Below are 21037 nucleotides of genomic sequence, written 5' to 3'. Positions count from 1 at the left end.
TCCGCGACGTCCGGTCACCGTCTCGACGGTGACCGGACTCGCGGGTCGTCGATCCCGCCGGCCGGTCGCGTGAGCGTGGGGCCCGCCCACTTCACTCCCGCGCTCTTCGAGTTTCTGCACGAACTGCGCGAGAACAATGAGCGCGACTGGTTTCAGCGCAACCGTGCGCGCTACGACTCCGACGTCCGCGATCCTGCATTGCGGTTCGTCGCCGCCGCCGGTCCCGCCCTCCACCGCATCAGCGAGCACATCGTCGCCGACCCGCGGCCGGTGGGCGGCTCGCTGTTCCGCATCAACCGCGACGTGAGGTTCTCCGCGGACAAGAGCCCGTACAAGACCGCGGTCGGCATGTCCTTCGGTCACGACCGCGGCCGGCAGGGCCCCGCGCCGGGGTTCTACCTGCACCTCGAGCCCGGCGAGTCGTTCGCGGGCGGCGGCGTGCACATGGCCGACGGGCCCACCCTGCGCCTGGTCCGCGACGCCATCGTCGGCCGCACCGACGAGTGGGCGGCGATCGTCGACGACCCCGCCTTCGCGCTCGGGTTCGTCAACATGGGTGACGCGCTGCGGCGTGCGCCGCAGGGGTACGACCCGGCGCACCCGCGCGTCGACGACCTCAGGCGGAAGAGCTACGGGTGGCACGCGCGCTTCAGCGAGGCCGAGGTGTGCGACCCCGCGTTCATGGATCACTTCGTGGGCGCCTGTCGCACCGCGTCGCCCTTCAGCCGCTTCCTCGCGGAGGCGCTGGGGGCACCCTGGTAGGATCCGCGGTCAGCGGCTCCCGCCGTTCCCGGGGGTGTAGTGGTTCTGGGCGTGCCTGTCAGCAACCACGGCGAGCACCGCGCCGGTGGCGCCGGCGAGGGCGAGAAGCAGCCTGCTCCTGGTCATGACATTCCTCCGCTGCGGTCGATGGGGGCATCTTCCCCCGGCGGCGTCAGCTCGCGGTGGCGGGGCGGCGCCGGGAGGGTGACGATTGCATCGCAAACATCCGCGCCTCCGCGATTGCCATGACGGCGCTGTGCCCCATATGGCGGGATTGCATCGGCAGTCGAGGCGCCGTCACCCGCGGGCGACGATGGGGTGCCTCGGGACGGGGCCGCGTCACCGGGTTCGTACAGTGACCCGGAATGCTGGAACTGATCGCCGACCTCAGCGTCGGGCTGGGTGGGCCGGACAACCCCTTCGAGCGAGAGGGCCTGCTGCGCCGCGTCGCACCCTTCATGGTGGCGGCGATGCTCGGCCTGCTCTGCGCCCTCGGCTCGGGGGTGTCGCTGCGCCAGCCGTGGCTGCTCCTCCTCGCCGTGTGCCTGATCGGCGTCATCCTCGCGGTGGCGCTCTGCACCCCCTGGAACCGCCTGCCCCGGCTCGCCCAGGCGGCGCCGCCGATGGCGTACTTCTGGGTGGTGCTCCTCGTCTACCAGTCAACCGGCGGCACCGTGAAGATCTACGAGCCGCTGGTGCTGCTCCCGCTCTTCTGGATGGCCATCCACCACACCCGGCCCGAGCTCTGGGCGGGGATCGTCTGCGCCGCCACCGTGCTGGTGGTGCCGACCGCGCTCCACGGGACCTGGGCGGAGCTCGCCGAGCTGGTCTTCTGGGCGGTGGTGGCGGGCATCGCCGGGCTCACCGTCCAGCGGCTGGTCGAGCAGATCCGCGAGCGGGCCCGGGCGCTGAGCGTCGCCGCCGGCGAGCAGCTCCGCCTCGAGCGCATCCGCACCCTGCAGTTCACCGTCACCCGCACCCTGGCCGAGGCGGCGAGCCCGGCCGAGGCGGCGCCGCTGATCCTCGCCGGCATCGGCGCCACCGTCGGCAGCATCGGCGGGGCGCTGCTCCTCGTCGACCCCGATGAGGGCGTGCTCCGCCGTGAGGCCGCCTGGCGCGAGCCCTCGTCGGAGTGGGCCGGCGTGGGCGACACCGTCGGCTACGGAGAGGGCGTTGCCGGGCGGGCCTGGGCCTCCGGCCGGATCGAGACCGGGGGATGGCTGGCCGCCTTCCCGCTGCTCAACGAGGGCCAGATCAACGGGGTGATGCTCCTCGGCTGCACCGCCGAACCCGCGCTCGACGCCGACGTCGCCGTGGTGCTCGCCGACATCGGCAGCCAGATCGGGCAGTTCATCGAGCGCCGGACCATCGAGGCGGCGCTGCGCGACACCGCCCAGCGGCTCGCCACCCTCGCCGGCACCGACCCGCTGACCGGCCTGGCCAACCGCCGCGAGTTCGAGCGGGTGCTGGCGCTTCCCCCGGCCGGTCGCTTCGCCATCCTCGCCATCGACGTCGACGGCCTCAAGGCGATCAACGACTCCTACGGGCACGACGCCGGCGACGCCGCGCTGCGCGCCGTGGGCATGGCCCTGCGCCTGGGGCTGCGCGACCGCGACACCGTGGCCCGCACCGGGGGCGACGAGTTCGCCGCGCTGCTGGTGGGCGCCGACGTCGAGGAGGCCGCCACCGTCGCCGAGCGGCTCCGCACCTCGATGTACGGCATCGCCCTGGCCCGCGGCCAGGCCCGTCTCAGCATCGGCTGCGCCAACGGCGCCGGCGACGCCGACCCGGGCACGGTCTGGATCCTCGCCGACGAGGCGCTCTACCGGGCCAAGGTCGGCGGCCGCGACCGCTCGGTGGTGTCGACGGCGGCGCAGAGCGGCCACACCGGCAGCCGGGCGCGCTGGGAGAGCTACCTTCCCGAGCTCATCGCCTCCCAGGGGATGCGGGCGGTCTACCAGCCGATCATCGAGCTCGAACACCGGCGCGCGGTCGGCTACGAGGGGCTCTCACGCCCCGTGGACGGGCCCCTGGACGCGGGGGTGGAGGGGCTGTTCGCCGCCGCCCACCAGCTCGGCCTGGGACGTGACCTCGACTGGGTCTGCCGCCGCGCCATCCTCCGCAACTGCCACGAGCTGCCCGCCGGCCACCCGGTCTTCATCAACGTCGGCGCCACCCCGCTGCTCGATCCCGTCCACGACGTCGACCAGATGCTGCTGCTGCTGCGCTCCGCGGGCCGGGTGCCCCAGGAGGTGGTGCTCGAGATCACCGAGCGGGAGGCGGTGCGCGACCTCGACCGGCTCCGCGAGGTGGTCGCCATCTACCGCGCCGAGGGCTTCCGCTTCGCCCTCGACGACGTCGGCGAGGGCTTCTCGACCTTCGACGCGCTGGCGACGGTGATCCCCGAGTTCATCAAGGTGGCGGGGAAGCTGACCCGTCAGAGCCACGCCCGCGGCCCCCGCGCCGCGGTCGAGGCGCTGGTCACCTTCGCGCGGTCGACCGGCGCCGAGGTGATCGCCGAGGGGCTGGAGTCCGAGGAGCAGGTCGCCACCGTGCTGCGGCTGGGGGTCACCCTCGGCCAGGGCTTCGTCCTCGCCCGGCCCGCGGAGCCCGCCCGCTGGCGCGAGCTCCACCCCGACGCGGTGGTCGCCGTGCCGCGCGGCTGACCCCAGCCCTCAGTAGCTCTTCAGCTCGTTGTCGACGGTTGCCATGTCCCGGCTCACCGTGGGGATCTGCGCGGTGATCTGCCGCTTGAACTGAGCGTACTGGCTGACCTCGGCGGCGAGCATGGCGCTGATCACCGACGACAGGCTCGCCAGGTCGGCGCTCAGCTGTCCCACGTCCTTCTGGGTCTGCGGCACCGGGAAGGCGGGCAGCTGGTCCAGGGTCGAATGCAGGCTGCTGAAGGTGGTGGCGTGGTCGCCCATGGTCTGGGCCGCCACGTCGAGGCTCCCGGCGCGCGCCAGGTCGTTGCCGGTGGCGGTCAGCTCGGCGCCGCCCTGGGTCGTGACCTTGCGCAGTGCCACGGCGAGATCGTGGGGAGGCACGGTCGCCGGGGTGGGCATGGCGGTGGCGACCGGCGGGCTCGTGGGCGCCGGGGTGGTGCCGGCCTGGCCGCCGCCTCCGCAGGACGCCATGCCGGCCGCGGCGATCACCCCCACCGCCGCACCGATTGCACTCCTCGCCATTTGCGCCTCTTCACACGTCGACAGCCGGATGATTGCTCGAGCCCATCGTACAGGAGGGTGCTCCGGCGCGGTGAATGGAGCCATCCGGCGCAGACGTCTGCAGTCGCGACAGCCGCGGCCCGCGGCCGCGGGCGCGCCCTACGCCGCGGTGGTGAGCCGGTACGCCGCCGATCCGGAGACCGGCTTGACCTTCACCTTGTAGACCGTCCCCGGGGTGGTGGCGATGCGCAGCGACTCCGGCGACGTGCCGGTGGTCACCTGCCCGAGCACGGTGCTGCCGCCGTGGTCGTAGACGATCAGGTCGAGCACCGCGGCCCCGCTCCAGGTGAGGGTGGCGCAGAGGCTGGCGCCGGTCGCGGTGACGAACACCGACTGGCTGCTGCCGCTGACCGTGCCCGTCGTGGTCTGGGTCGTCGCCGGGCAGGCGGCGCCGGTGCTGGACGAGGTGGTCGTCGCCGTGGTGGTCGTGGTGCTGGTGGTCGTGGTGGTCGTCCCCGTCGTTGTGCTGCTGGACGTGGTGGTGGTACCGCCCCCGGAGCCGTCGGCGAGCACCGACTGCACCGCCCCGACCACGATGCCGTCCGACTCGGTGGTGATCCAGTTCTCGGTCCGGTACTGGCTGAGGTCGCGGGCGCGCTCGTACAGGAAGCCGGCGTGGGGGCTGGTGACCAGGCGGGGCACCAGGTCGAGCAGCTCGCTCTCCTGCGCCGCGAAGTGGCCCGGCGCGAAGCGGTCGACCTCGTGGAACACGCGCAGCAGCAGGAATTGCCGTGCCGTCTTCACGTGACAGTCGAGCACGCCGGTGCCCATGTCGACGAGCGGGCACCAGCCGCCGTCGACGTCGTCGTGGAGGCCGGCTCGATTGCTGACGAGGGTGTCCAGAAGGGCGAGGCCGCCGGCGGCCAGCGCGCTGTCGCCGGCATAGCGGCCGGCGAGGATCGCGGTGCGCGCCTCGTCGGCGATCTCCTCGACCTTGGCCTGGCGGTCCCAGCGGGCGCCGCCGCAGATGATCCGGTCGTAGAGGCCGTAGCCGGGCTCGAGCGCGGCGGCGCGCACCGCGGCGCCGGCGCGCTGCCCCTGCTGCGTCCAGGTGGGGTTGGCGAAGCGGGTGCCCGCGTCGACGAGCATCGCGGCGAGCTCGAGCTGGCTGTCGACGCGATACCCGTCGGCGCAGGTCCTCGCCTTGGAGCCGGTCGACGACACCACCTTGCCGTGCTCCACGCCGGTCTTCGGGTCGATCGAGGCGGCGTAGTGGGTGGCCATCGAGGCGGCGTCCGCCGTCCATGCGGGGTCACCGGTCAGCCCGGCGATGTCGAGCAGCTCCCAGTAGACCCACCCCGAGGTGCTCGACGAGCGCGAGAACTCCTGGGCGGCGACCGGCGACATCCGCGCGATCCCGGCGTCCTGCGAGGTGTCGCCGGGGTGCTGCTGGCGGTAGCGCAGCATGTCCTCGAGGTCGCGCAGGTCGGTCTGGGCGTCGTGGCGGGCGGGGTTGTGGTCGGTGAAGTTCACCTGGGTGGGGTCGACGCTGCTCCAGTTGATGTAGAGCCCGTTGGTGGACGGGTTCCAGCCGTTCAGCGTCTCCTCGTCGAGGGTCGCCCGCACGATGCCGTCGAGCGACGTGGCGGAGACGCTCGCCCGCGCCGGGTGTGAGAGGAGGGCGGTGCTGCCGGCCCACCCCAGGCCGCCCGCGAGGACGAGGCCGAGCGCGACCGCGCTGCGGAGTGCACGCATGGCGACGCTCCCTTCCTGACCGTTCCCGCCCGTCTACGGTCACAACGCGGGATCGCGGGACGTCTTGCGCCCCGGGCCGGCTACCCCGGGGGAGCGGGAGCGGCCTTCGCCGCGGCCGCGGCGGAGCGCGCGCCGAGCCCGCAGCGGGCCCGCGCGGCGGTCACGATCAGCTTCACGCAGGCGTCGAGGGAGAGCACGGTGCTGTCCAGCACCAGGTGATAGTTGGCGGGATCCTCCCACCGCCCCTGGTCGCGGTAGAAGTGCCGGACGTAGGCGGCACGGGCCCGGTCGGTCGCCACCTGCTGCCGCGCCGCGGTCTCGGCGTCGAGGCCCTCGTGCGCCATCGCCTGGCGCCGGCGCGCCTCGGGCGGCCCGTCGAGGCGGACGTGCAGGGTGTCCGGCCAGCCGCGGAGCACGAACATCCCCGCCCGTCCCAGCACCACCGCCCCGCAGCGCCGGGCGGCGCAGCGGATCACCTCCTCGGTGCGGGAGACGAGGTCGCTGTCGCCGAGGGGGATGGTGAGCGGCGCGCCCTGGTAGTAACCGCTGACGGTGACCGCGCGGCTGAACAGCCGCCCCACCAGGCCGCCCTCGTGACGCTCGTCGTCGGCGAGCGCCGCCAGCAGCGGCCCGGCGAGCTCGGTGGCGACCGAGGCGGGGATGGCCCGGTCGAGCAGGGGCAGTCCGAGACGCTCGGCGACCGCGGGGGCGACCACGCTGCCCCCGGATCCGTAGCTCGCGGCGATGGTGACCGTGCCCAACGATCCGATCCCTCCACGCCGAATCGTAGTACGCGCGCGGGCAACGTGGAAGTCCGAATCAGGACTTGGCGGTGCCGCGACCGCCAGGGCTCAGCGAGCCAGGCGTTCCTCGATGCCGGCACGGGCCACCACCGCGCGCTGGTGCTCGATCCGGGCGACGAGCAGGTCGCCATCGTGCACCGCGACCGCGAAGTGGCGGCGGCGACCCTCGGCCCGGAGCAGGCTCGCGCTGAACACCAGGGTGGCTCCGACCGGGCTGGGGGCGAGATGGTCGATGACGGCGCGGACGCCGACGCTGATCTCCTCGGGCCCGAGGTCGTCGAGCAGCATCCGGTGGCAGGCCATCTCGGCCCACCCGAGGATGAACGGGGTGGCCGCGGCCGGGGGAAGGCCGGGGCCGTACACCGCGGCGGTGTCGGCCTCGGTGACCAGCCGCTCGAGCCGCTCGCTGCGCAGGGGCGCGCCGTTCTCCGCCATGGGCAGGTTCTAGCACAGCGGGCACCGCCTCCCGGGCGGCCGAGGGGACCGCGGCGACCGCGTAGGATGCCGGGGATGACCGCCCTGCGCGTCCTCGCGCTGATCCTGACCGCCGGGCTCACCGCCTGCGGAGCCGGCGCGGCGCCGGCCGCTCCCGGCGCGGTCGCGACCGCTGGTGACACGGCCTCCGCGGCCGCCACCACCGCCGCCCCGGCGGTGACACCGGGGCAGGTCAATCCCTGCGCCCTCGGGCCCCAGGCGCCGCCGGCGGGCACGATCACCGCCGCGTACCCGACGGCGCTCGCCTTCGCCCCCGACGGCCGGCTGTTCTGGGCGGAGCGCTCGGGGACGGTGCGGGTATGGCAGAACGGCGCCGCGAAGGTGTTCGCCACGGTGGCGACGGTCACCACCGAGGCGGCCGGCGGCTACAGCGAGCGCGGGCTGCTCGGGCTCGCCATCTCCCCGGGCTTCGCCCACGACCACCTCGTCTACGCGTTCTTCTCGAACGCCGACCGCGCCCACCAGACGGTGATCCGCTGGGCCGACTGTGCGGGCACGGGCACCAACCCCACCACCATCATCACCCTCCCCGCCGGCGGCGACTGCTGCCACAAGGGGGGCCGCCTCGCCCTCGCCCCCGACGGCCACCTCTTCGTCACCCTCGGCGAGGAGCACACCTCCGCCGCCGCCCAGAACACCGCCGACGTGCGCGGCAAGCTGCTCCGCTACAACGCCGACGGCAGCGTCCCCGGCGACAACCCCTTCGGCAACCCGGTGTGGGCCTACGGGCTCCGCAACCCCTTCGGCATCGCCGTCTCGGCGAGCGGGCAGGTGGCGATCACCAACAACGGCCCGTCGGGGGACGCGGGCAGCCCGCCCACCGGCTACGACACCGTGATCGCATCGATCGCCCGGGGCAGCGGTCACCAGTGGGCGCTCTGCTACGGCTACAGCCATCCGATCGCCCCGGCGACGAGCTGCGGCGGCCAGCCCGGCCCGGACTGGAGCAGCGAGGGGTCGACGGTGGTGCCCACCGGGGCGACCTTCGTCGACGCCGCCGGACCGGCCGGCTACGCCGGGCACCTGGTGTTCTGCACCTTCAACTCCGGGGCGCGCATCCTCACCCCGGGGAGCCCCGCGACCGTCGCGGCCGGGGCTCCCCAGTGCAGGCTGGACATCAGGCAGGGTCCGAACCATGCCCTCTACTACTCGGACACCGGGGCGATCTACCGGCTCGGCTGATCGGGCTCCGGGGCGTCCTCGGCGAGCAGCTGGTAGAGGCGGCGCCGGCTCTCGCGGAGGATCTCGGCGGCGGCGGCCTGCTGCCGGGCCGACCCCGCCTGGGCGACCTGCCAGGTCGCCGCGGCCACCTGGAAGAGGAGGTCGCGCATCCCCCCGGCCTCGCCGGCGCGGTTCTCGGCGGCATCCTCCCACGGAGCGCTCTCCCGGTTGGAGGCGGCCGCCTCGGCGCGTCCCGCCTCGGTGAGCTCGTGGACCCGCCTCCCCGCCTCGGTCTGGACCGCCCGGACCAGGCCCTCGTCCTCGAGCTGCTGGAGAGTGGGGTAGACCGAGCCCGGGCTCGGCCGCCAGGCGCCGCCGCTGCGCTCGCTCAGCTCCTGGATGATCTGGTAGCCGTGCATCGGCTGCTCGGCGAGCAGGGCGAGGATGGCGGCGCGGATGTCGCCCCTGCCGGCGCGCCGGCCGCCGCCGGGGAAGTGCGGTCCGAAGGGGAAGCCGCGGCCGAAGCCGCCGGGTCCGAACGGCGGCCGGCCGGGGCCGCGGTGGTGGCGGGCGTGGTGGATGCGGTCACGAAGGTGCTCGGCACCCTGACGCCACTGCGTCCACGGGTCGAACGGGGGAACCTGGGTCGACATCTCCACCTCCAACGATCACTTACGTTGGATCACGATATATCGTAATGAGGTGCCCGTCAAGGCTTCAGCGCATTCCCGCCCGCGCCCTCGCACTCGTCATCTCCTCGCGCGGCTGCCAGTCGGCCCGCGGCTGCCAGTCGCGGCCGTCGCGGGAGTCGGCGCCCCACAGCAGGCTGGCCACCACCAGCGCCAGGACCATCACCATCAGCACGATCTCCATGTCCCGAAGGCTACGGCGTGCCTGGTCGCAGGGACAGTGGCCGAAAGGACCCTGACCGTCAGCTTTCTGCCAACCTCGACGGGAGCCTCTACGAGGCGCGCCGGCCCCACCACGCCGGCGCCACCGGCACTGCCAGGGTGGTCACCGAGGCGTTGTCCACCGGCAGCCGCCGCACCGCCGCCAGGCTCGCGGCGGTGGCCACCCGGACCGGCCCGCCGTGGGTGACGACGATCAGCCCCCGGGGCATGCCGCCGGCGAGCCGGGCGAGGGCGGTGTGGACGCGGAGGTGGAGGTCGGCGATGCTCTCGCCCCCCCGGGGCCGCCGCCAGGGCTCGCGCCAGAGCGCCTCGACGGCGGCGGCGACGGTGCCGTCCCCGTCGGGCTCGTCGAGCCCGCGGCCCTCCAGCTCGCCGAGCCGCTGCTCGCGCAGGGCGGGGTCGCAGCGCAGCGGCAGCCCCAGCGCGGCGGCGACGAGGAGGGCGGTCTCACGGGCGCGAGGGAGGTCGCTCGACACCACCAGCGCGGCGTGGGGCGCCAGCTCGGCGAGCAGGGTGGCGGCGGTGCGGGCCTGGGCGCGTCCCAGCGGGGTGAGCGACGGCGCCGCGGCGGACTGCCCCTGCACCCGGCGCTCGGCGTTCCAGCCGCTCTCGCCGTGGCGCACCAGGTGGAGCGCGGCGGTGGTGCTCACCACGCCTGCCCGCTCACGAACTGCCAGATCACCGGCCCCGCCCCCGGGGTGGTGGCGTCGCCGGCGGGCCAGCTGTGGGTGCCGCCGTGGTACGTGGCGAAGGCGAGGCGGGCGCCGCTGCCGCAGCCGCTCCAGCGGTCGAGGGTGAGGTTCCCGGTGGTCGCCGTCGCCGGCGTCGCCGGGCAGCCGTCGAGCACCCGCAGCCGCTCGACCTGGGTGGTCGCGTCGGGCTGCTCGCCCCCGGGGTCGCCGGGGCGGTAGGGAATGGCGGGGTCGGCGGTGCCGTCGACCTGGAGGATGGTGACCGGCCGGCTGACGGTGCAGCCGAGCGGCATCGCGTCGACGATCGCGAAGCCGTCCACCAGCGTGGGGTCGCCGCAGGCGGCCGCGTAGGCGAGCCGGCCGCCGTTGCTGAACCCGACCAGGAAGATGGGTCGGGCCCGCCCGGGGTCGACCTGGGCGGTCAGGGCGCGCAGGAAGCCGAGGTCGTCGATCCCCTGGCTCGAGGCGGGCCCGCAGCAGCCGCCGGCGTTCCATGAGCTGCCGATCCCCTGGGGGTAGACCAGCTCGGCTCTGCCCGCGGTCACCAGGGGGGTGAGACCGTCGCGCGCCACCTCCAGGGTGAGCGTGGCCTTCTGGCCGTGGAGCACCACCAGGATCGGGGTGGCTGGTCCGGCTCCGCCGCCGGGGGTCAGCTGCTCCCACTGCCGCGCCACCCCGCCGACCAGCAGGGTGTGGACGCTGACCGCCGGCGCCGCCGGCACCGCCGGCGGCGCCGGGGTGGGCCGGGGCGTCGCGGTCGGTTGGGGGGCGCGGGCCACGGCTCGGGTGACCGGGACGCCGTGCGACGGTCGCGGCGGGCCGGCCGGGCGGGTGGCCAGCAGACCGGCGGCGGCGAGTGCCGCCAGCGGCAGGGCGAGCAGGAGCGGGCGTCGCACCGGTCAGGCCGCCACCGCGTCCGCGGTGGTGTGGCCCCGGGCGGCCGTCCGCCCTCGCCGCCGGGGCCGGCCGCCGGCGGCGAGGCTGAGCGGCGTGCTCCGCAGCAGCAGCGCGGGCAGGGCGGCGACGGCGTACACCAGCGGCACCACCACCCCGACGGCGACGAACAGGACCAGGGCGGCCGGCAGGCGTTGCGACCCCACCCAGAGCCCGGTCGCGGCGGTCGCCCAGTAGATGCCCATCAGCACCAGCGGATGGGCGAGGTAGACGCCGAAGGTGGCGTCGGACACGGCGTGGACCGTCCGCCGTGCCGGCGACCCGCGCTCCGCCCAGACGCTCCCCGCCAGGAAGAACGTCCATGCCACCGCGAGGCTCTCGAGCACCACCACGGGCTGGAAGACGCCGCTGGCCGCCACCGTGGTCTGGCCGAGCGCGAGCCGCTCCAGCAGGAAGACGACCACCCCCGCCGCCGCCGTCAGCGCGGCGCCGCCGAGGACGTGGCGGCGGTGGGCCAGCGTCCACGCGGTGAATGCCTCGAGGTGCCAGGCGGCGACGCCGCCGGCGATGACGTAGAGCAGGTAGCTGGGGAGCACCGCGTCGGGTCCGTGCACCCAGGCGGTGATCACGCCGCCGGGCGACCACTGCAGGCGTACGGCGAGCGCGAAGCCGAGCTGGAAGATGGCGCAGGCGCCGACCAGCAGGCGGTGGTGGCCGGCGGTGGCCCGGATCACCCAGCGGATCACCGGGAAGCAGAGGTAGATCTGCATCGACACCAGCAGGAAGTACATCTGGTACTTGGCGCCGCCGAAGAGCAGGTCCGTTCCCAGCCGGGCCAGCAGGGAGCCGAGCGGGTCGGCGGCGTGGCCGTCGGCGACGATGTAGATCACCGTCCACGCCAGGTAGGGCACGGCGACGCAGAGGTAGCGGCGGCGCCAGAAGCCCAGCCAGCGCACCCGGCGGCGGCCGTAGCCGTGCATCAGCACCAGGGCGGTGAGGACGAAGAAGACCTCGCGGCTGGTGTGGAGCACGATCGTCAAGGCCCCCGCGGCCAGGCTGTCGGAGACCGCCGAGTGGGTGACGGTGTGCACCCCCACCACCAGCGCGACGGTCAGCACCCGCATCAGGTCGACGGCGTGCAGGTGGGTGCGGGCCCGCGGGGTCACGGCCATGCTCAGGCGGCCAGGCCGGCGCGGAGCTGGCGGCGGCGCACCTTGCCGGTGGGCCCCACCGGCAGCGCGGCGGCGACGCGGATCTCGACCGGGCACTTGTAGCGGGCCAGCCGCGCCGCGCAGGTCCGGGCGAGCTGGTCGGTGAGCCCCGCCGGGGCGCCGGGCCGGAGGGTGACGAAGGCGACCGCGACCTGGCCCAGCCGCGGGTGCGGAGCGCCCACCACCACCGCCGAGGCCACCCCGTCGTGGTCGAGCAGCACGCTCTCCACCTCGAGGGGGTGGAACTTCTCGCCGCCGCGGTTGATGACGTCGTCCTCGCGGCCGAGGAGGCGGACGAACCCGGCCTCGTCGCAGACCCCGAGGTCGCCGGTGGGCAGCCAGCCGGCGGGGTCGCGCGCCGGGCGCACCCGCTCGGGGCCCTCCTCGGTGAGCTCGAGGTAATCGGTGACCACCGCCCGGCCGCGCAGCCGCACCGTGCCGGGCTCGCCCGGGGCGGCGCGGCTGCCGTCGGGGGTGACCACCCACAGCCCCACCCCGGTGGGCCGGCCCACCGAGCCGGGGCGCCGCGACCCCGGCTCGACCGGGTTCGCGGTGATCTGCCCGGCGGTCTCGGTCATCCCGTAGGTCTCGAGCACGGTCACGCCGGTGTGCGCCTCGAAGCGCTCCAGCACCGCCAGCGGCAGCGGCGCCGAGGCGGAGCGGGCGAAGCGCAGCCCCGCCGCCAGCGCCTCGGGCGGGGCGGGGAGCTCGGCGAGCGCGGCGAGCACCGCGGGCACGGTGTTCAGCCAGGTGGGAGCCGCCGCCGCCACCCGCTCCCAGTACCCGTCGCGGTCGAAGCGGGCCTCGACCGCGAGCGAGCCACCGCTCAGCAGGGTGGCGAGCAGCCCCACCACCTGGGCGTTGACGTGGAAGAGGGGGAGCGGGGTGTGCCCCCGGTCCCCGGGGCCGAGGCGGTGGTGACGGACCACCCGGGCGGCGCCGAGGAGCAGCTGGCGCTCGGAGAGGGGCACGCCCTTGGGGGCGCCGGTGGTGCCGGAGCTGGCCAGCAGGGCGGCGGGCCGCAGCGCCGCGGCGTCGCTGGGACGGGGCCCGGCCGGCGCCGGGCGCACCCGGCGGGGGCCGTCGAGGTCGGCGTTCCAGGCCTCCACGGCCGCGGCCGCGGGCGCGTCGGCGGGGCCGGTGACGAGCACGTCGACGCGCAGCCGGGCGACCGCGGCGTCCAGCTCCGCGGGGGTGCCGCGGGGGTCGAGGGGCACCACCGTCAGCCCGGCGGCGAGGCAGCCGAGGTAGGCGGCGCCGAAGCTCAGCGGGTCGGCGAGGGAGAGGCCGACGCGGCGTCGCGGTGCCAGGCCGCTCTCACCGGCGCGCTCCTCCCACCGCGCCGCGTGGGCGGCGAGGTCGCGCCAGCGCAGCCGGCGCCCGTCGACGCCGTCGAGGAGGGCGACGGCGTCGGGGCGCTCGCCCGCGCGGGCGCCGAGCAGGCGGCCCACCCTGGTCATGACGCGGCACCGGACAGCATGGGCGCATCGTGGGGCCCGGCACCTTTCGGATCGGTGACGCCGGCGCCGCGGTCAGCCGGTGGCGGCCTCGCGAGGGACGTCGTGGATCAGCTCCTCGAGGGAGCGCACGTGCGCCGTGTACCGGGTGCGGAGCTCGTCCCCCGGCCACCCCGGCGGCAGCAGCCCGGCGGGGAGCAGGGGATCGGTGCGCAGGTGCCGGAGCAGCGCGGCGGCGGCGGTGAAGACGGTCATCGGCCCGTCGGGGTCGCCGGCGAGCAGGTCGCCGGGCTCGGCCCCGCTGGCGGCGAGCAGCTCGCGCCCGCGGGTGACCCAGCCGCCGAGGTCCCAGAGCCGGCCGGCGAGCTCGGCGGGGTCGTCGTCCGGCCGGGCGAGGAGCCAGCGGCAGACCTCGGCGCCGCCGAGCCCGGGATCGGGCCGGGGCAGATTCGCCGGGCGCAGCCAGACTCCCTCCCGCCACTCGGCGAAGCGGGCGCCGGAGAGGCCCCGCCGCAGCTCCGCACGCTCGGTGGCGATCCGGCCGCCACCGACGACGACCGCCACCCGCCAGTCGCCGTCCCAGGGCCGGTCCGGCGGGGTGCGGGCCTCGTCCTGGGCCCGCTGACGGGCGAGCAGCGCCGGCCCGGCGAGCCGGTAGCCGCCCTCGACGGGAGAGAGCTCGCCCGCGGCCACCATCCGCGAGAGGGCGACGCGGGTGGTTCCGGGGGCGATCCGGAAGCGATCGCAGAGCCGCACCAGCAGCGCCGCGGGCAGCTCCGGCGGATGGTTCGCCATCAGCACCGACGCCACCACCGAGCGCGCCGAGAGGGGGCGCAGGCCCAGCCCCGAGAGGACCGTATTACGTTCTTGACTCATCTGTTTGGTAAGTGTAATATGCGGACCATGGCGCTGACCATGCTGCCCGCCCCGGAGATCCTGCCCGATGTCCTGCCCACCGAGCGGCTCAACGCCCGGGGGATGGCCCGCCCTCCGGTTCGTGACGAGTACCGCCGCATCCCCGACGCGCGCAATGCGCTCACCGTCGCCGGGGCGCTTCTCCAGACCGTGGGGGTGGTGGCGGCGGCGGGGTGGATCGGCACCTGGTGGTCCTACCTCCTGGCGTTCCTGGTCATGGGCCGCGGGCACTGCCAGCTGAACATCCTCGGTCACGAGGCCGCCCACAAGCTGCTCTTCTCGCACCGGCGGATGAACGACCTCTGCGGCCGCTGGCTGCTCGCCTACCCCGGGGTCCAGGGGATGCTGAGCTACCGGCGGGCGCACATGGCCCACCACCGCGACGAGATGGGCCCCGACGAGCCCGACGCCGGGCTCTACGCCGGCTACCCGGTCGCCCCCGACTCGCTGCGCCGCAAGCTCACCCGCGACCTCCTCCTCGTCTCCGCGGTCAAGAACCTGCGGGCGCTGCTCCACGCCGCCCGCCGCTCCATCGGGGGTGGCCGCGAGGCCCGGCAGCTGCTGGCGGTGCAGCTCGCGATGTTCGCCGCCGCCTGCGCCTGGGGGCGGCCGCTGCTCTACCCGGTGTGCTGGCTGCTCCCCTGGATGAGCCTCTGGAAGGTCTCGAACCGGCTGCGGGCGATCGCCGAGCACGGTGGCATGGGCCGCTCCTCCGACCGCCGCCTGACCACCCACGTGGTCCGGCAGACCCGGCTCGCCCGGCTCCTGTTCGTGCCCTACAACACCGGCTGGCACCTCGCCCACCACGTCGACATCGGGGTGCCCTTCCGCCACCTGCCCGCCTTCCACGCCGAGCTGGTGGGTTCCGGCTGGGTGGTCCCCGAGCTCGAGTACCCGAGCTACCGGGCGCTGTGGCGGCGGCTCGCCTCCGGTGTCCCCCGCCAGCGCACCCCCCGCGGCGACCGTCTGGAGGCGGGGAGCAGCTTCCTCCCCGGCTGAGCGCCCCCGGTCAGCCGCTCAGCAGCCCGGCGTACAGCCGCTCGTGGGCGGCGGCGGTGGCGGCGATGTCGAGGTGGCGCTCGGCGTGGCGGCGGCAGTCCGCCCGGTCGATCGTGGATCCCACCCGGCGCAGCGCCGCGCTGGCGCCCTCGACGTCGCCGGGGTCGAGGAGGTGGCCCGACCGGCCCTCGGCGACCACCTCGCCGAGGCCCCCGCTGCGGTAGGCGACCACCGGCGTCCCGGCGGCCTGGGCCTCGGCCGCGGCCAGCCCGAAGGGTTCGTCCCAGCGCGAGGGGGCGATCAGCGCCCGCGCCTGGGCCAGCCGCTCCCACAGCAGCCGGCGCGGCACCGCGCCGTGGAAGCGCACCTCGGGGTGACCGCTCCAGCGGGCCCGGCAGCGGGCCGCGAAGGCGGGGTCGTAGGCGGCGCCGTAGACCTCGAGGGGCAGCCCCGCGCCGAGCGCGATCCGCGCCGCGTCGTCGACCCCCTTCTCCGGGCTCAGCCTCCCGGCGAAGACGGCGGTGTCGCCTGCCTCCGCCGCCCAGCCGATCGCCTCCACCGGCACGCCGTTGGCGAGGAGCACCGCCTCGATCCCGCCGAGCGCGCGCCACGCCCGCGCCTGGGCGGCGGAGACACAGGCGACGGTGGGCGGTCGCGGCCAGCCGAGGGCCTCGCCCAGCGCGGCGGCCATGCCGGGGTCGGGGGGGAGGTGGAGGGTGTGGACCACCACCGCCCCGGCCCCGTCCGCGCCGCGGACGGCGGCGATGTCGAAGGCGTGGTTGTGGAGCACGGCGTAGCCCCGGGCGCGGGCGACCCCGAGCGCCCGCCGGTAGGCGAGGTCGCTGCCGGCGCTGTCGCGGCTGCCCTCGTCCCAGCGGTACGCGGATCCGGCCAGCTCGGCGGCGTCGACGCCGCTGTCGACCACCGTGATCCCGGGCACGCTCGAGCCGGAGGCGGCGATCACCTCGACCTCGTGGCCGCGGGCGGCGAGGGCCGCGGCGAGGTCGCAGACCAGCGCCTGGGCGCCGCCGATCTGGGGCTCGCGCAGCGCCGCGACGAGCGGGGCGAGCAGCCCGACCCTCACCCCGGCAGCCGGCGCCAGGCAAGGTCGCGGGGGGCGTTCCTGCCCACCACCGCGTAGGGCACCCGGTGCGACCCGCGGCGGCGGATCTCGTCGACCGCCTCGGGGTGGAAGATCGCGCTCAGCTCGAGCGCCTCCTCCAGGCTGGTGAACTCCAGGGCCATCTCTCCGGGGAAGCTGAGGTGGCGGTAGCCGCGCTCGCGCAGCCAGTCCAGGTGGTTGGGCCAGACGATCACGACCAGCCCGCCGGGGGCGGCGACCCGCTCGAGCTCGGCGAGGCCGGCGTCCCCGCCGTGGGCTCGCTCCGGGGTGAAGGCCGAGGCGGTCACCACCAGGTCGGCCGACGCCGAGGGCGCGGGGATGGCGTCGACGAACCCCGAGCGTACGCCGACGTGGTCGAGGCCGCGACCGGCGAGGCGGCGGCGCAGCAGCCGGCGCAGCCCCGCCGCGGGCTCGACGGCGAGCAGGGAGGCGCAGCGCCGCGCCAGCGCGACGGTCAGACGCCCGCTGCCCGCACCCACCTCGATCGCACGGGCGACCCGGCCGGGCAGCCAGCCGACCACCCCCGGGTGCAGCCGCTCGGCGCGGGCGAGGCGGTCGTAGAGCTCGGGCTCGAGCCGGTAGAGGAGCTGCCACTGCAGGCCGGGAGGGAGGCGGTCCCCGCCGCCCTCCTCCCAGGCGCCCGGCGCGAGGAAGCGGGCCCGCTCGGCGGCGGTGAGCACCCCGCAGTCGGCGGCGTCGTAGCGGTCCGCGAGGGGCACCGCCCGGCGCCCGGTCCCGACTACCGACATGACACCGAGATTATGCGCTTCGATGAGTGCGCGACTGTGGGTGCAGGGCGGGAACGCCCGGGCTGTCGCCCGGCCGGCTACGCGCCGCCGCCGGCGGGCAGCCGCAGCAGCCAGCGGGCGCCGGTGTGGGTGTCGTCGAGCTCCAGGCTGCCGCCGTGGAGCTCGGCGATGGCGGCGCAGAGCGAGAGCCCCAGCCCGGCCCCGCCGGTGTCGCGCCCCCGCGCGGAGTCGGCCCGGGTGAAGCGCTCGAAGACCCGGGGACGGAGCGCCGGGTCGATGCCCGGCCCGCTGTCGGCCACGGAGATCACCCATCCGCCGGCGACCGCCTCGCCGCTGAGCCGGATGAGCCCGCCCGCGGGGGTGTAGCGGGCGGCGTTGTCGAGGAGGTTGTCGAGCAGCCGCCGCAGCATGCCGCCGTCGGCGACCACGGTGCCCCCGGCCTGGGGGATGGAGGTGCGCAGCTCGATGCCGCCGACCCCCAGGGTGGGCTGCCAGCGGGCCGCCGTCTCCTCGATCAGGTCGGTGACGTCCACCTCCTCGTGGAGCGGCTCGAGCACGCCGGCGTCGGCGCGGGCGAGCAGCAGCAGCTGGTCGGCGGTGCGGCTGAGGCGGCGCACCTCGGCGCCCACCGTCTCCAGCACCCGGCGGGCGTCGTCCGACTCGACCCCGGCGCGCAGCGCCACCTCGACCTCGGTGCGCATCAGCGCCAGCGGCGCCCGGAGCTCGTGGGCGGCGTCGGCGGTGAAGCGCTGGAGGCTGCTGAAGGCGGCCTCGAGGCGGCCGAGCATGCCGTTCAGGGTGGAGGCGAGGTCGCCGAGCTCGTCGGCGGGGAGGTCGAGCTCGATGCGGCGGTGGAGGTCGTGCTCGCTGAGGTCCTGGGCGGTCTCCGCCATGAACCGGACCGGGCGCAGCACCCGCCCCGCCAGCCAGTACCCGGAGATCGAGGCGCCGCCGACCAGGGTCACCACCGTGATCACCAGGAAGAGGACGGTGCGCGCCATGGTGTCCTGGTACTCGACCAGCGAGCGCACCAGGATGAGGGTGGCGGTGCGGCCGCGGTCGATCGGGGTCCGGGTGGCGAGGATCCGCTGCCGCTCGCCGTCCACGGTGCGGCTGTCCAGCAGCTGCCCGGAGCGGCGCACCTCGGCGACGATGGGCGCGAGCGGGCCCGCCGGCGGCGCCTGGCCGGAGTCGTCGAGAAGCCGCCCGCTGTCGTCGAGGAGCACCGCGCTGATGCCGATGCCGACCGGGTTCTGGTTGGGCAGGAGGTCGCGGTCGGCGAACGTCTCGGAGGGGTTCCGGGGGATCGCCGCGGCGATGTACCGCTGCTGGGCCTGGAGGCTGGCGTCGATCGTGCCCAGCTCGGCGCGCGAGAAGGCCACCCAGAAGACGACCGCGCCGGCGCAGGCGACGAGCGCGAAGACCCCCGCGTAGACCGCGGTCAGCCGGACCCGGGTCCGGCGGAGGAAACGGCGGACAGCCGCTGCGGCTCGAAGCGGTACCCCCCGCCCCCGCCGCGGACGGTCGCGAAGGGGTTGGGCACGCCGGCCACCCCCAGCTTGCGGCGGATCCTCCCGATGTACACCTCCACCAGGTTCGACCCGCTCACGTAGTCGTAGTTCCACACGTGCTCCTCGATCTGCTCGGTGGTGATGAGCTGATCAGGGTGGTGCATCAGGTATTCGAGGATGCCCAGCTCCTTCATTGTGAGCGCGACCGGGACTCCTCGAACCGTCGCGCGCCGCGCCGACATGTCGACCTCGAGGTCGCCGGCGCGCAGGATGGCGCTGCGGTCGTCGAGGTGGCGGCGGGTGAGCGCCCGGAGGCGGGCGAGCAGCTCGCTGAAGGCGAAGGGCTTGACCAGGTAGTCGTCGGCGCCGGCGTTCAGCCCCTGCACCCGGTCGCTGACCGCGTCGAGGGCGGTGAGCATCAGCACCGGGGTGCGGATCCGGCGGTTGCGGAGCTCGGTGCAGACGGTGAACCCGTCGCCCTCGCCGGGGAGCATGACGTCGAGCACGATGACGTCGAAGGGGGTGGCGGCGGCCGCGCCGATCGCCTCCTGGCCCTCCTCGACGAGGTCGACGACGAAGCCCTCGCGGAGCAGGCCACGCCGCAGCGCGGCGGCGAGGCGGCGGTCGTCTTCGACGAGGAGCACGCGCATGCGAGCAGTCTCGCCGGTCTCGATGAACTTGTGCTGAACGGCCGCCGGTGTCAGCGAGAGTTCATCGTGCTGTCGCAGCATCGACGGCGGCAGCCATGCCCGGCGTCGCAGCTCGCAGTCGGACTGCAATCGTGTGCGCACGCCCACTGGGATTCTCCCAGGATTCATCCCGATTTCATCTGCACGCCGCGATTGCCACCGCGCGCAAGATCGGCGGCGGCGCGGAGATGTACAGAGCAAAGGGCCAAGCCCTCCCTCACTGCCTGCCGCGGGCAGGCTCTGAACAGGAAGGACCGGTATGACGCGAACCCCATCTCGAATGATCGTGACCGTGGTCACCCTGCTGGTCGGCATCGCCATGGTGCTGCTCGCCCTGGGCGGCGACGGTGCGCCCGCGAGCGCGGCGGTGTCGCCGACGTCGATCGGCGACGCGCCCTTCCAGGTGGTGGTCCAGACCATGGACTCCTGCAAGAGCGGTCTCTCCGGCGCGGTCTACACCCTCAGCAACGGCCAGGGGTTCTCCGCCACGGTGGGCACCCAGGGCGCCTCGTCGCCCGGCGGCATCGGCCCGTCGGCGACCTGCCCGCTGCAGCAGGGGAACTGCGCCAGCACCACCAAGGGCTGCCTGGTCTTCACCAACGTGCCCCCCGGCGACTACCGGCTGAAGCAGATCGCGACCCCCGCCGGGAACACCGCCAACCCCGCCGGCTACGCCCCCTGCGAGGGCGGCAGCGCCTGCCGCTGGCAGCAGGCGGACGTCACCGTCACCTGGGACGGCAGCGTCGGCGCGATGGTGTCCAACATGTACCCGAACGGGAAGCTGCAGACCTGGCCGAGCATCCCCGGCCATCCGCACTACTACGCGGCCACCGCGGCCGACCCGATCGTCTTCCACGACTTCGGCCTGGCGCCGCCGGTCGCGGTGCCGGCGCCGCCCGCCACCCCCGCTCCCGGCACCCGCCAGTGTGACGGCGACTCCGACGCCGACGACTGGTCGACCGGCACCCCGAGCAGCTCCTGCGGGTACACCCCCGAGGGGAGCGAGGCGAGCGTCTGCCCGGGCTCGCCGGCGCCCCACTTCCCCTGGCGCTGCGAGACCGGCCCGGCCGCGATCCAGCACCTGACCGTGCTCTCCCGCAATGACGCCTTCGTCGCCGACCTCTACCACGACGTGCTCGGCCGCACCCGGGTGCCCGCCGACTCGGAGATCGCCTACTGGGTGGGACGGCTGCTGGGGGGCATGAGCCGGGCCGACATCGCCGCGGCGTTCGTCGCCTCGACCGAGGCCCACGGCCACATCGTGGACGCCGACTACGAGCTGATGCTGCTCCGCGCCCCCGATCCCGGCGGCCGCGCCTACTGGGTCGCCCAGCTCGACCACGGCGTCTTCAACGAGGCGATCCTCGGTCTCTTCGGCGGCTCGCCCGAGTACTACGCGACCTCGCGGAAGGGCGCCGGCAACGACACCACCTTCGTTCGCTCGCTCTACCGCGACCTGCTCGGCCGCACCCCGGCGCAGTCCGAGGTCGACTACTGGACCGGGCGGCTGGCCGCGGGCGCCCCGCGCTCGAGCATGGGGAACAACTTCTCCTTCTCGCACGAGTACCACCTGCGCCTGGTGAACAGCTGGTACCCGAAGTACCTCGGACGCGGCTCCGACGCCGGCGGCGCCGAGTACTGGGCCAACTACCTCGATGCCGGCAACCGCGACGACATCGGGATCATCAGCATCCTCGCCCTCGACGAGTACTTCCAGAAGAATCCCGCGTTCTGACCCAGGTG

Annotated in this window: 20 protein-coding genes; 5 read left to right on the top strand and 15 right to left on the bottom strand. The window is 75.0% G+C overall.

All coding sequences use genetic code 11. The annotated features are described in order from the left end of the window. Window positions 1-69 precede the first annotated feature (69 nt). Both VGL20_01170 and VGL20_01165 read left to right on the top strand, forming a co-directional pair. A complete protein-coding gene (locus VGL20_01170; GenBank protein HEY2702278.1) occupies window positions 70-762 on the top strand; it encodes a DUF2461 domain-containing protein in 693 nt (230 codons plus the stop codon). A gap of 365 nt (window positions 763-1127) precedes the next feature. Next, the gene (locus tag VGL20_01165; protein ID HEY2702277.1) at window positions 1128-3428 is read left to right on the top strand and encodes a GGDEF domain-containing protein; all 2301 of its coding nucleotides are present in this window, start codon (window positions 1128-1130) and stop codon (window positions 3426-3428) included. Between the two features lie 9 nt (window positions 3429-3437). Here VGL20_01165 and VGL20_01160 read toward each other — a convergent pair whose 3' ends face one another. The 4 genes from VGL20_01160 to VGL20_01145 form a co-directional block, all read right to left on the bottom strand. Continuing rightward, window positions 3438-3950 (bottom strand): hypothetical protein, encoded by a 513-nt coding sequence (locus VGL20_01160; GenBank protein HEY2702276.1) that lies wholly within the window; start codon window positions 3948-3950, stop codon window positions 3438-3440. Window positions 3951-4088: 138 nt separating this feature from the next. Continuing rightward, window positions 4089-5684, bottom strand: coding sequence for a hypothetical protein (locus VGL20_01155; protein ID HEY2702275.1), 1596 nt, complete (start codon window positions 5682-5684; stop codon window positions 4089-4091). Between the two features lie 80 nt (window positions 5685-5764). Next, on the bottom strand, window positions 5765-6445 hold the full coding sequence (locus VGL20_01150) for a cytidylate kinase-like family protein (protein HEY2702274.1): 681 nt from the start codon (window positions 6443-6445) through the stop codon (window positions 5765-5767). 90 nt (window positions 6446-6535) lie between these two features. Beyond that, window positions 6536-6922, bottom strand: a complete 387-nt coding sequence (locus tag VGL20_01145; protein HEY2702273.1) for a hotdog domain-containing protein — start codon at window positions 6920-6922, stop codon at window positions 6536-6538. A 75-nt stretch (window positions 6923-6997) separates the two neighbouring features. On the opposite strand from VGL20_01145, the gene VGL20_01140 reads away from it, so the two are divergent. Continuing rightward, entirely contained in the window at window positions 6998-8164 is a 1167-nt protein-coding gene (locus tag VGL20_01140; GenBank protein HEY2702272.1) for a PQQ-dependent sugar dehydrogenase, read from the top strand. On the opposite strand, the gene VGL20_01135 is transcribed toward VGL20_01140, so the two are convergent. From VGL20_01135 to VGL20_01105, 7 genes are all read right to left on the bottom strand, one after another. Then, window positions 8149-8796, bottom strand: a complete 648-nt coding sequence (locus tag VGL20_01135; GenBank protein ID HEY2702271.1) for a PadR family transcriptional regulator — start codon at window positions 8794-8796, stop codon at window positions 8149-8151. The two genes, VGL20_01140 and VGL20_01135, sit on opposite strands and share 16 nt — an antisense overlap. A 64-nt stretch (window positions 8797-8860) precedes the next feature. Continuing rightward, window positions 8861-9016, bottom strand: coding sequence for a hypothetical protein (locus VGL20_01130; protein ID HEY2702270.1), 156 nt, complete (start codon window positions 9014-9016; stop codon window positions 8861-8863). Between the two features lie 88 nt (window positions 9017-9104). Further along, window positions 9105-9704 carry a histidine phosphatase family protein gene (locus tag VGL20_01125; protein ID HEY2702269.1) on the bottom strand — a complete coding sequence of 200 codons (600 nt, stop codon included), beginning with the start codon at window positions 9702-9704 and terminating at the stop codon, window positions 9105-9107. Further along, entirely contained in the window at window positions 9701-10642 is a 942-nt protein-coding gene (locus VGL20_01120; protein HEY2702268.1) for a hypothetical protein, read from the bottom strand. Before VGL20_01120 ends, VGL20_01125 begins: the two co-directional genes overlap by 4 nt. 3 nt (window positions 10643-10645) lie before the next feature. After that, window positions 10646-11806 (bottom strand): acyltransferase, encoded by a 1161-nt coding sequence (locus VGL20_01115; GenBank protein ID HEY2702267.1) that lies wholly within the window; start codon window positions 11804-11806, stop codon window positions 10646-10648. 8 nt (window positions 11807-11814) lie between these two features. Beyond that, window positions 11815-13311 carry an AMP-binding protein gene (locus VGL20_01110; GenBank protein ID HEY2702266.1) on the bottom strand — a complete coding sequence of 499 codons (1497 nt, stop codon included), beginning with the start codon at window positions 13309-13311 and terminating at the stop codon, window positions 11815-11817. Window positions 13312-13383: 72 nt separating this feature from the next. Continuing rightward, a complete protein-coding gene (locus VGL20_01105) occupies window positions 13384-14184 on the bottom strand; it encodes a PaaX domain-containing protein, C- domain protein (GenBank protein HEY2702265.1) in 801 nt (266 codons plus the stop codon). Window positions 14185-14211: 27 nt separating this feature from the next. On the opposite strand from VGL20_01105, the gene VGL20_01100 reads away from it, so the two are divergent. Then, the gene (locus VGL20_01100) at window positions 14212-15222 is read left to right on the top strand and encodes a fatty acid desaturase (protein HEY2702264.1); all 1011 of its coding nucleotides are present in this window, start codon (window positions 14212-14214) and stop codon (window positions 15220-15222) included. A 10-nt stretch (window positions 15223-15232) separates the two neighbouring features. Here VGL20_01100 and VGL20_01095 read toward each other — a convergent pair whose 3' ends face one another. From VGL20_01095 to VGL20_01080, 4 genes are all read right to left on the bottom strand, one after another. After that, on the bottom strand, window positions 15233-16306 hold the full coding sequence (locus tag VGL20_01095) for a glycosyltransferase (GenBank protein HEY2702263.1): 1074 nt from the start codon (window positions 16304-16306) through the stop codon (window positions 15233-15235). Beyond that, complete coding sequence (locus VGL20_01090) at window positions 16303-17094, bottom strand: methyltransferase domain-containing protein (GenBank protein HEY2702262.1); 792 nt, start codon at window positions 17092-17094, stop codon at window positions 16303-16305. The genes VGL20_01095 and VGL20_01090 overlap by 4 nt, the downstream gene beginning before the upstream one ends. 77 nt (window positions 17095-17171) lie before the next feature. Next, window positions 17172-18476, bottom strand: coding sequence for an ATP-binding protein (locus VGL20_01085; GenBank protein ID HEY2702261.1), 1305 nt, complete (start codon window positions 18474-18476; stop codon window positions 17172-17174). 59 nt (window positions 18477-18535) lie between these two features. Further along, on the bottom strand, window positions 18536-19255 hold the full coding sequence (locus VGL20_01080) for a response regulator transcription factor (protein ID HEY2702260.1): 720 nt from the start codon (window positions 19253-19255) through the stop codon (window positions 18536-18538). A gap of 325 nt (window positions 19256-19580) precedes the next feature. Here VGL20_01080 and VGL20_01075 point away from each other — a divergent pair, with 325 nt between their 5' ends. Further along, on the top strand, window positions 19581-21029 hold the full coding sequence (locus tag VGL20_01075) for a DUF4214 domain-containing protein (protein ID HEY2702259.1): 1449 nt from the start codon (window positions 19581-19583) through the stop codon (window positions 21027-21029). The last annotated feature ends 8 nt before the right edge of the window (window positions 21030-21037 follow it).

The organism is Candidatus Dormiibacterota bacterium (assembly GCA_036495095.1).
Lineage (GTDB): Bacteria > Chloroflexota > Dormibacteria > Aeolococcales > Aeolococcaceae > CF-96.
Note: the sequence above shows the minus strand (reverse complement) of the source record. Positions and strands in the feature narration are given on the sequence as shown.

Coding starts and splice junctions, on each gene's coding strand:
- VGL20_01165 (HEY2702277.1), top strand. CDS start 1,128: ATGCTGGAACTGATCGCCGACCTCAGCGTCGGGCTGGGTGGGCCGGAC.
- VGL20_01160 (HEY2702276.1), bottom strand. CDS start 3,950: ATGGCGAGGAGTGCAATCGGTGCGGCGGTGGGGGTGATCGCCGCGGCC.
- VGL20_01155 (HEY2702275.1), bottom strand. CDS start 5,684: ATGCGTGCACTCCGCAGCGCGGTCGCGCTCGGCCTCGTCCTCGCGGGC.
- VGL20_01145 (HEY2702273.1), bottom strand. CDS start 6,922: ATGGCGGAGAACGGCGCGCCCCTGCGCAGCGAGCGGCTCGAGCGGCTG.
- VGL20_01140 (HEY2702272.1), top strand. CDS start 6,998: ATGACCGCCCTGCGCGTCCTCGCGCTGATCCTGACCGCCGGGCTCACC.
- VGL20_01135 (HEY2702271.1), bottom strand. CDS start 8,796: ATGTCGACCCAGGTTCCCCCGTTCGACCCGTGGACGCAGTGGCGTCAG.
- VGL20_01130 (HEY2702270.1), bottom strand. CDS start 9,016: ATGGAGATCGTGCTGATGGTGATGGTCCTGGCGCTGGTGGTGGCCAGC.
- VGL20_01110 (HEY2702266.1), bottom strand. CDS start 13,311: ATGACCAGGGTGGGCCGCCTGCTCGGCGCCCGCGCGGGCGAGCGCCCC.
- VGL20_01105 (HEY2702265.1), bottom strand. CDS start 14,184: ATGAGTCAAGAACGTAATACGGTCCTCTCGGGGCTGGGCCTGCGCCCC.
- VGL20_01100 (HEY2702264.1), top strand. CDS start 14,212: ATGGCGCTGACCATGCTGCCCGCCCCGGAGATCCTGCCCGATGTCCTG.
- VGL20_01090 (HEY2702262.1), bottom strand. CDS start 17,094: ATGTCGGTAGTCGGGACCGGGCGCCGGGCGGTGCCCCTCGCGGACCGC.
- VGL20_01080 (HEY2702260.1), bottom strand. CDS start 19,255: ATGCGCGTGCTCCTCGTCGAAGACGACCGCCGCCTCGCCGCCGCGCTG.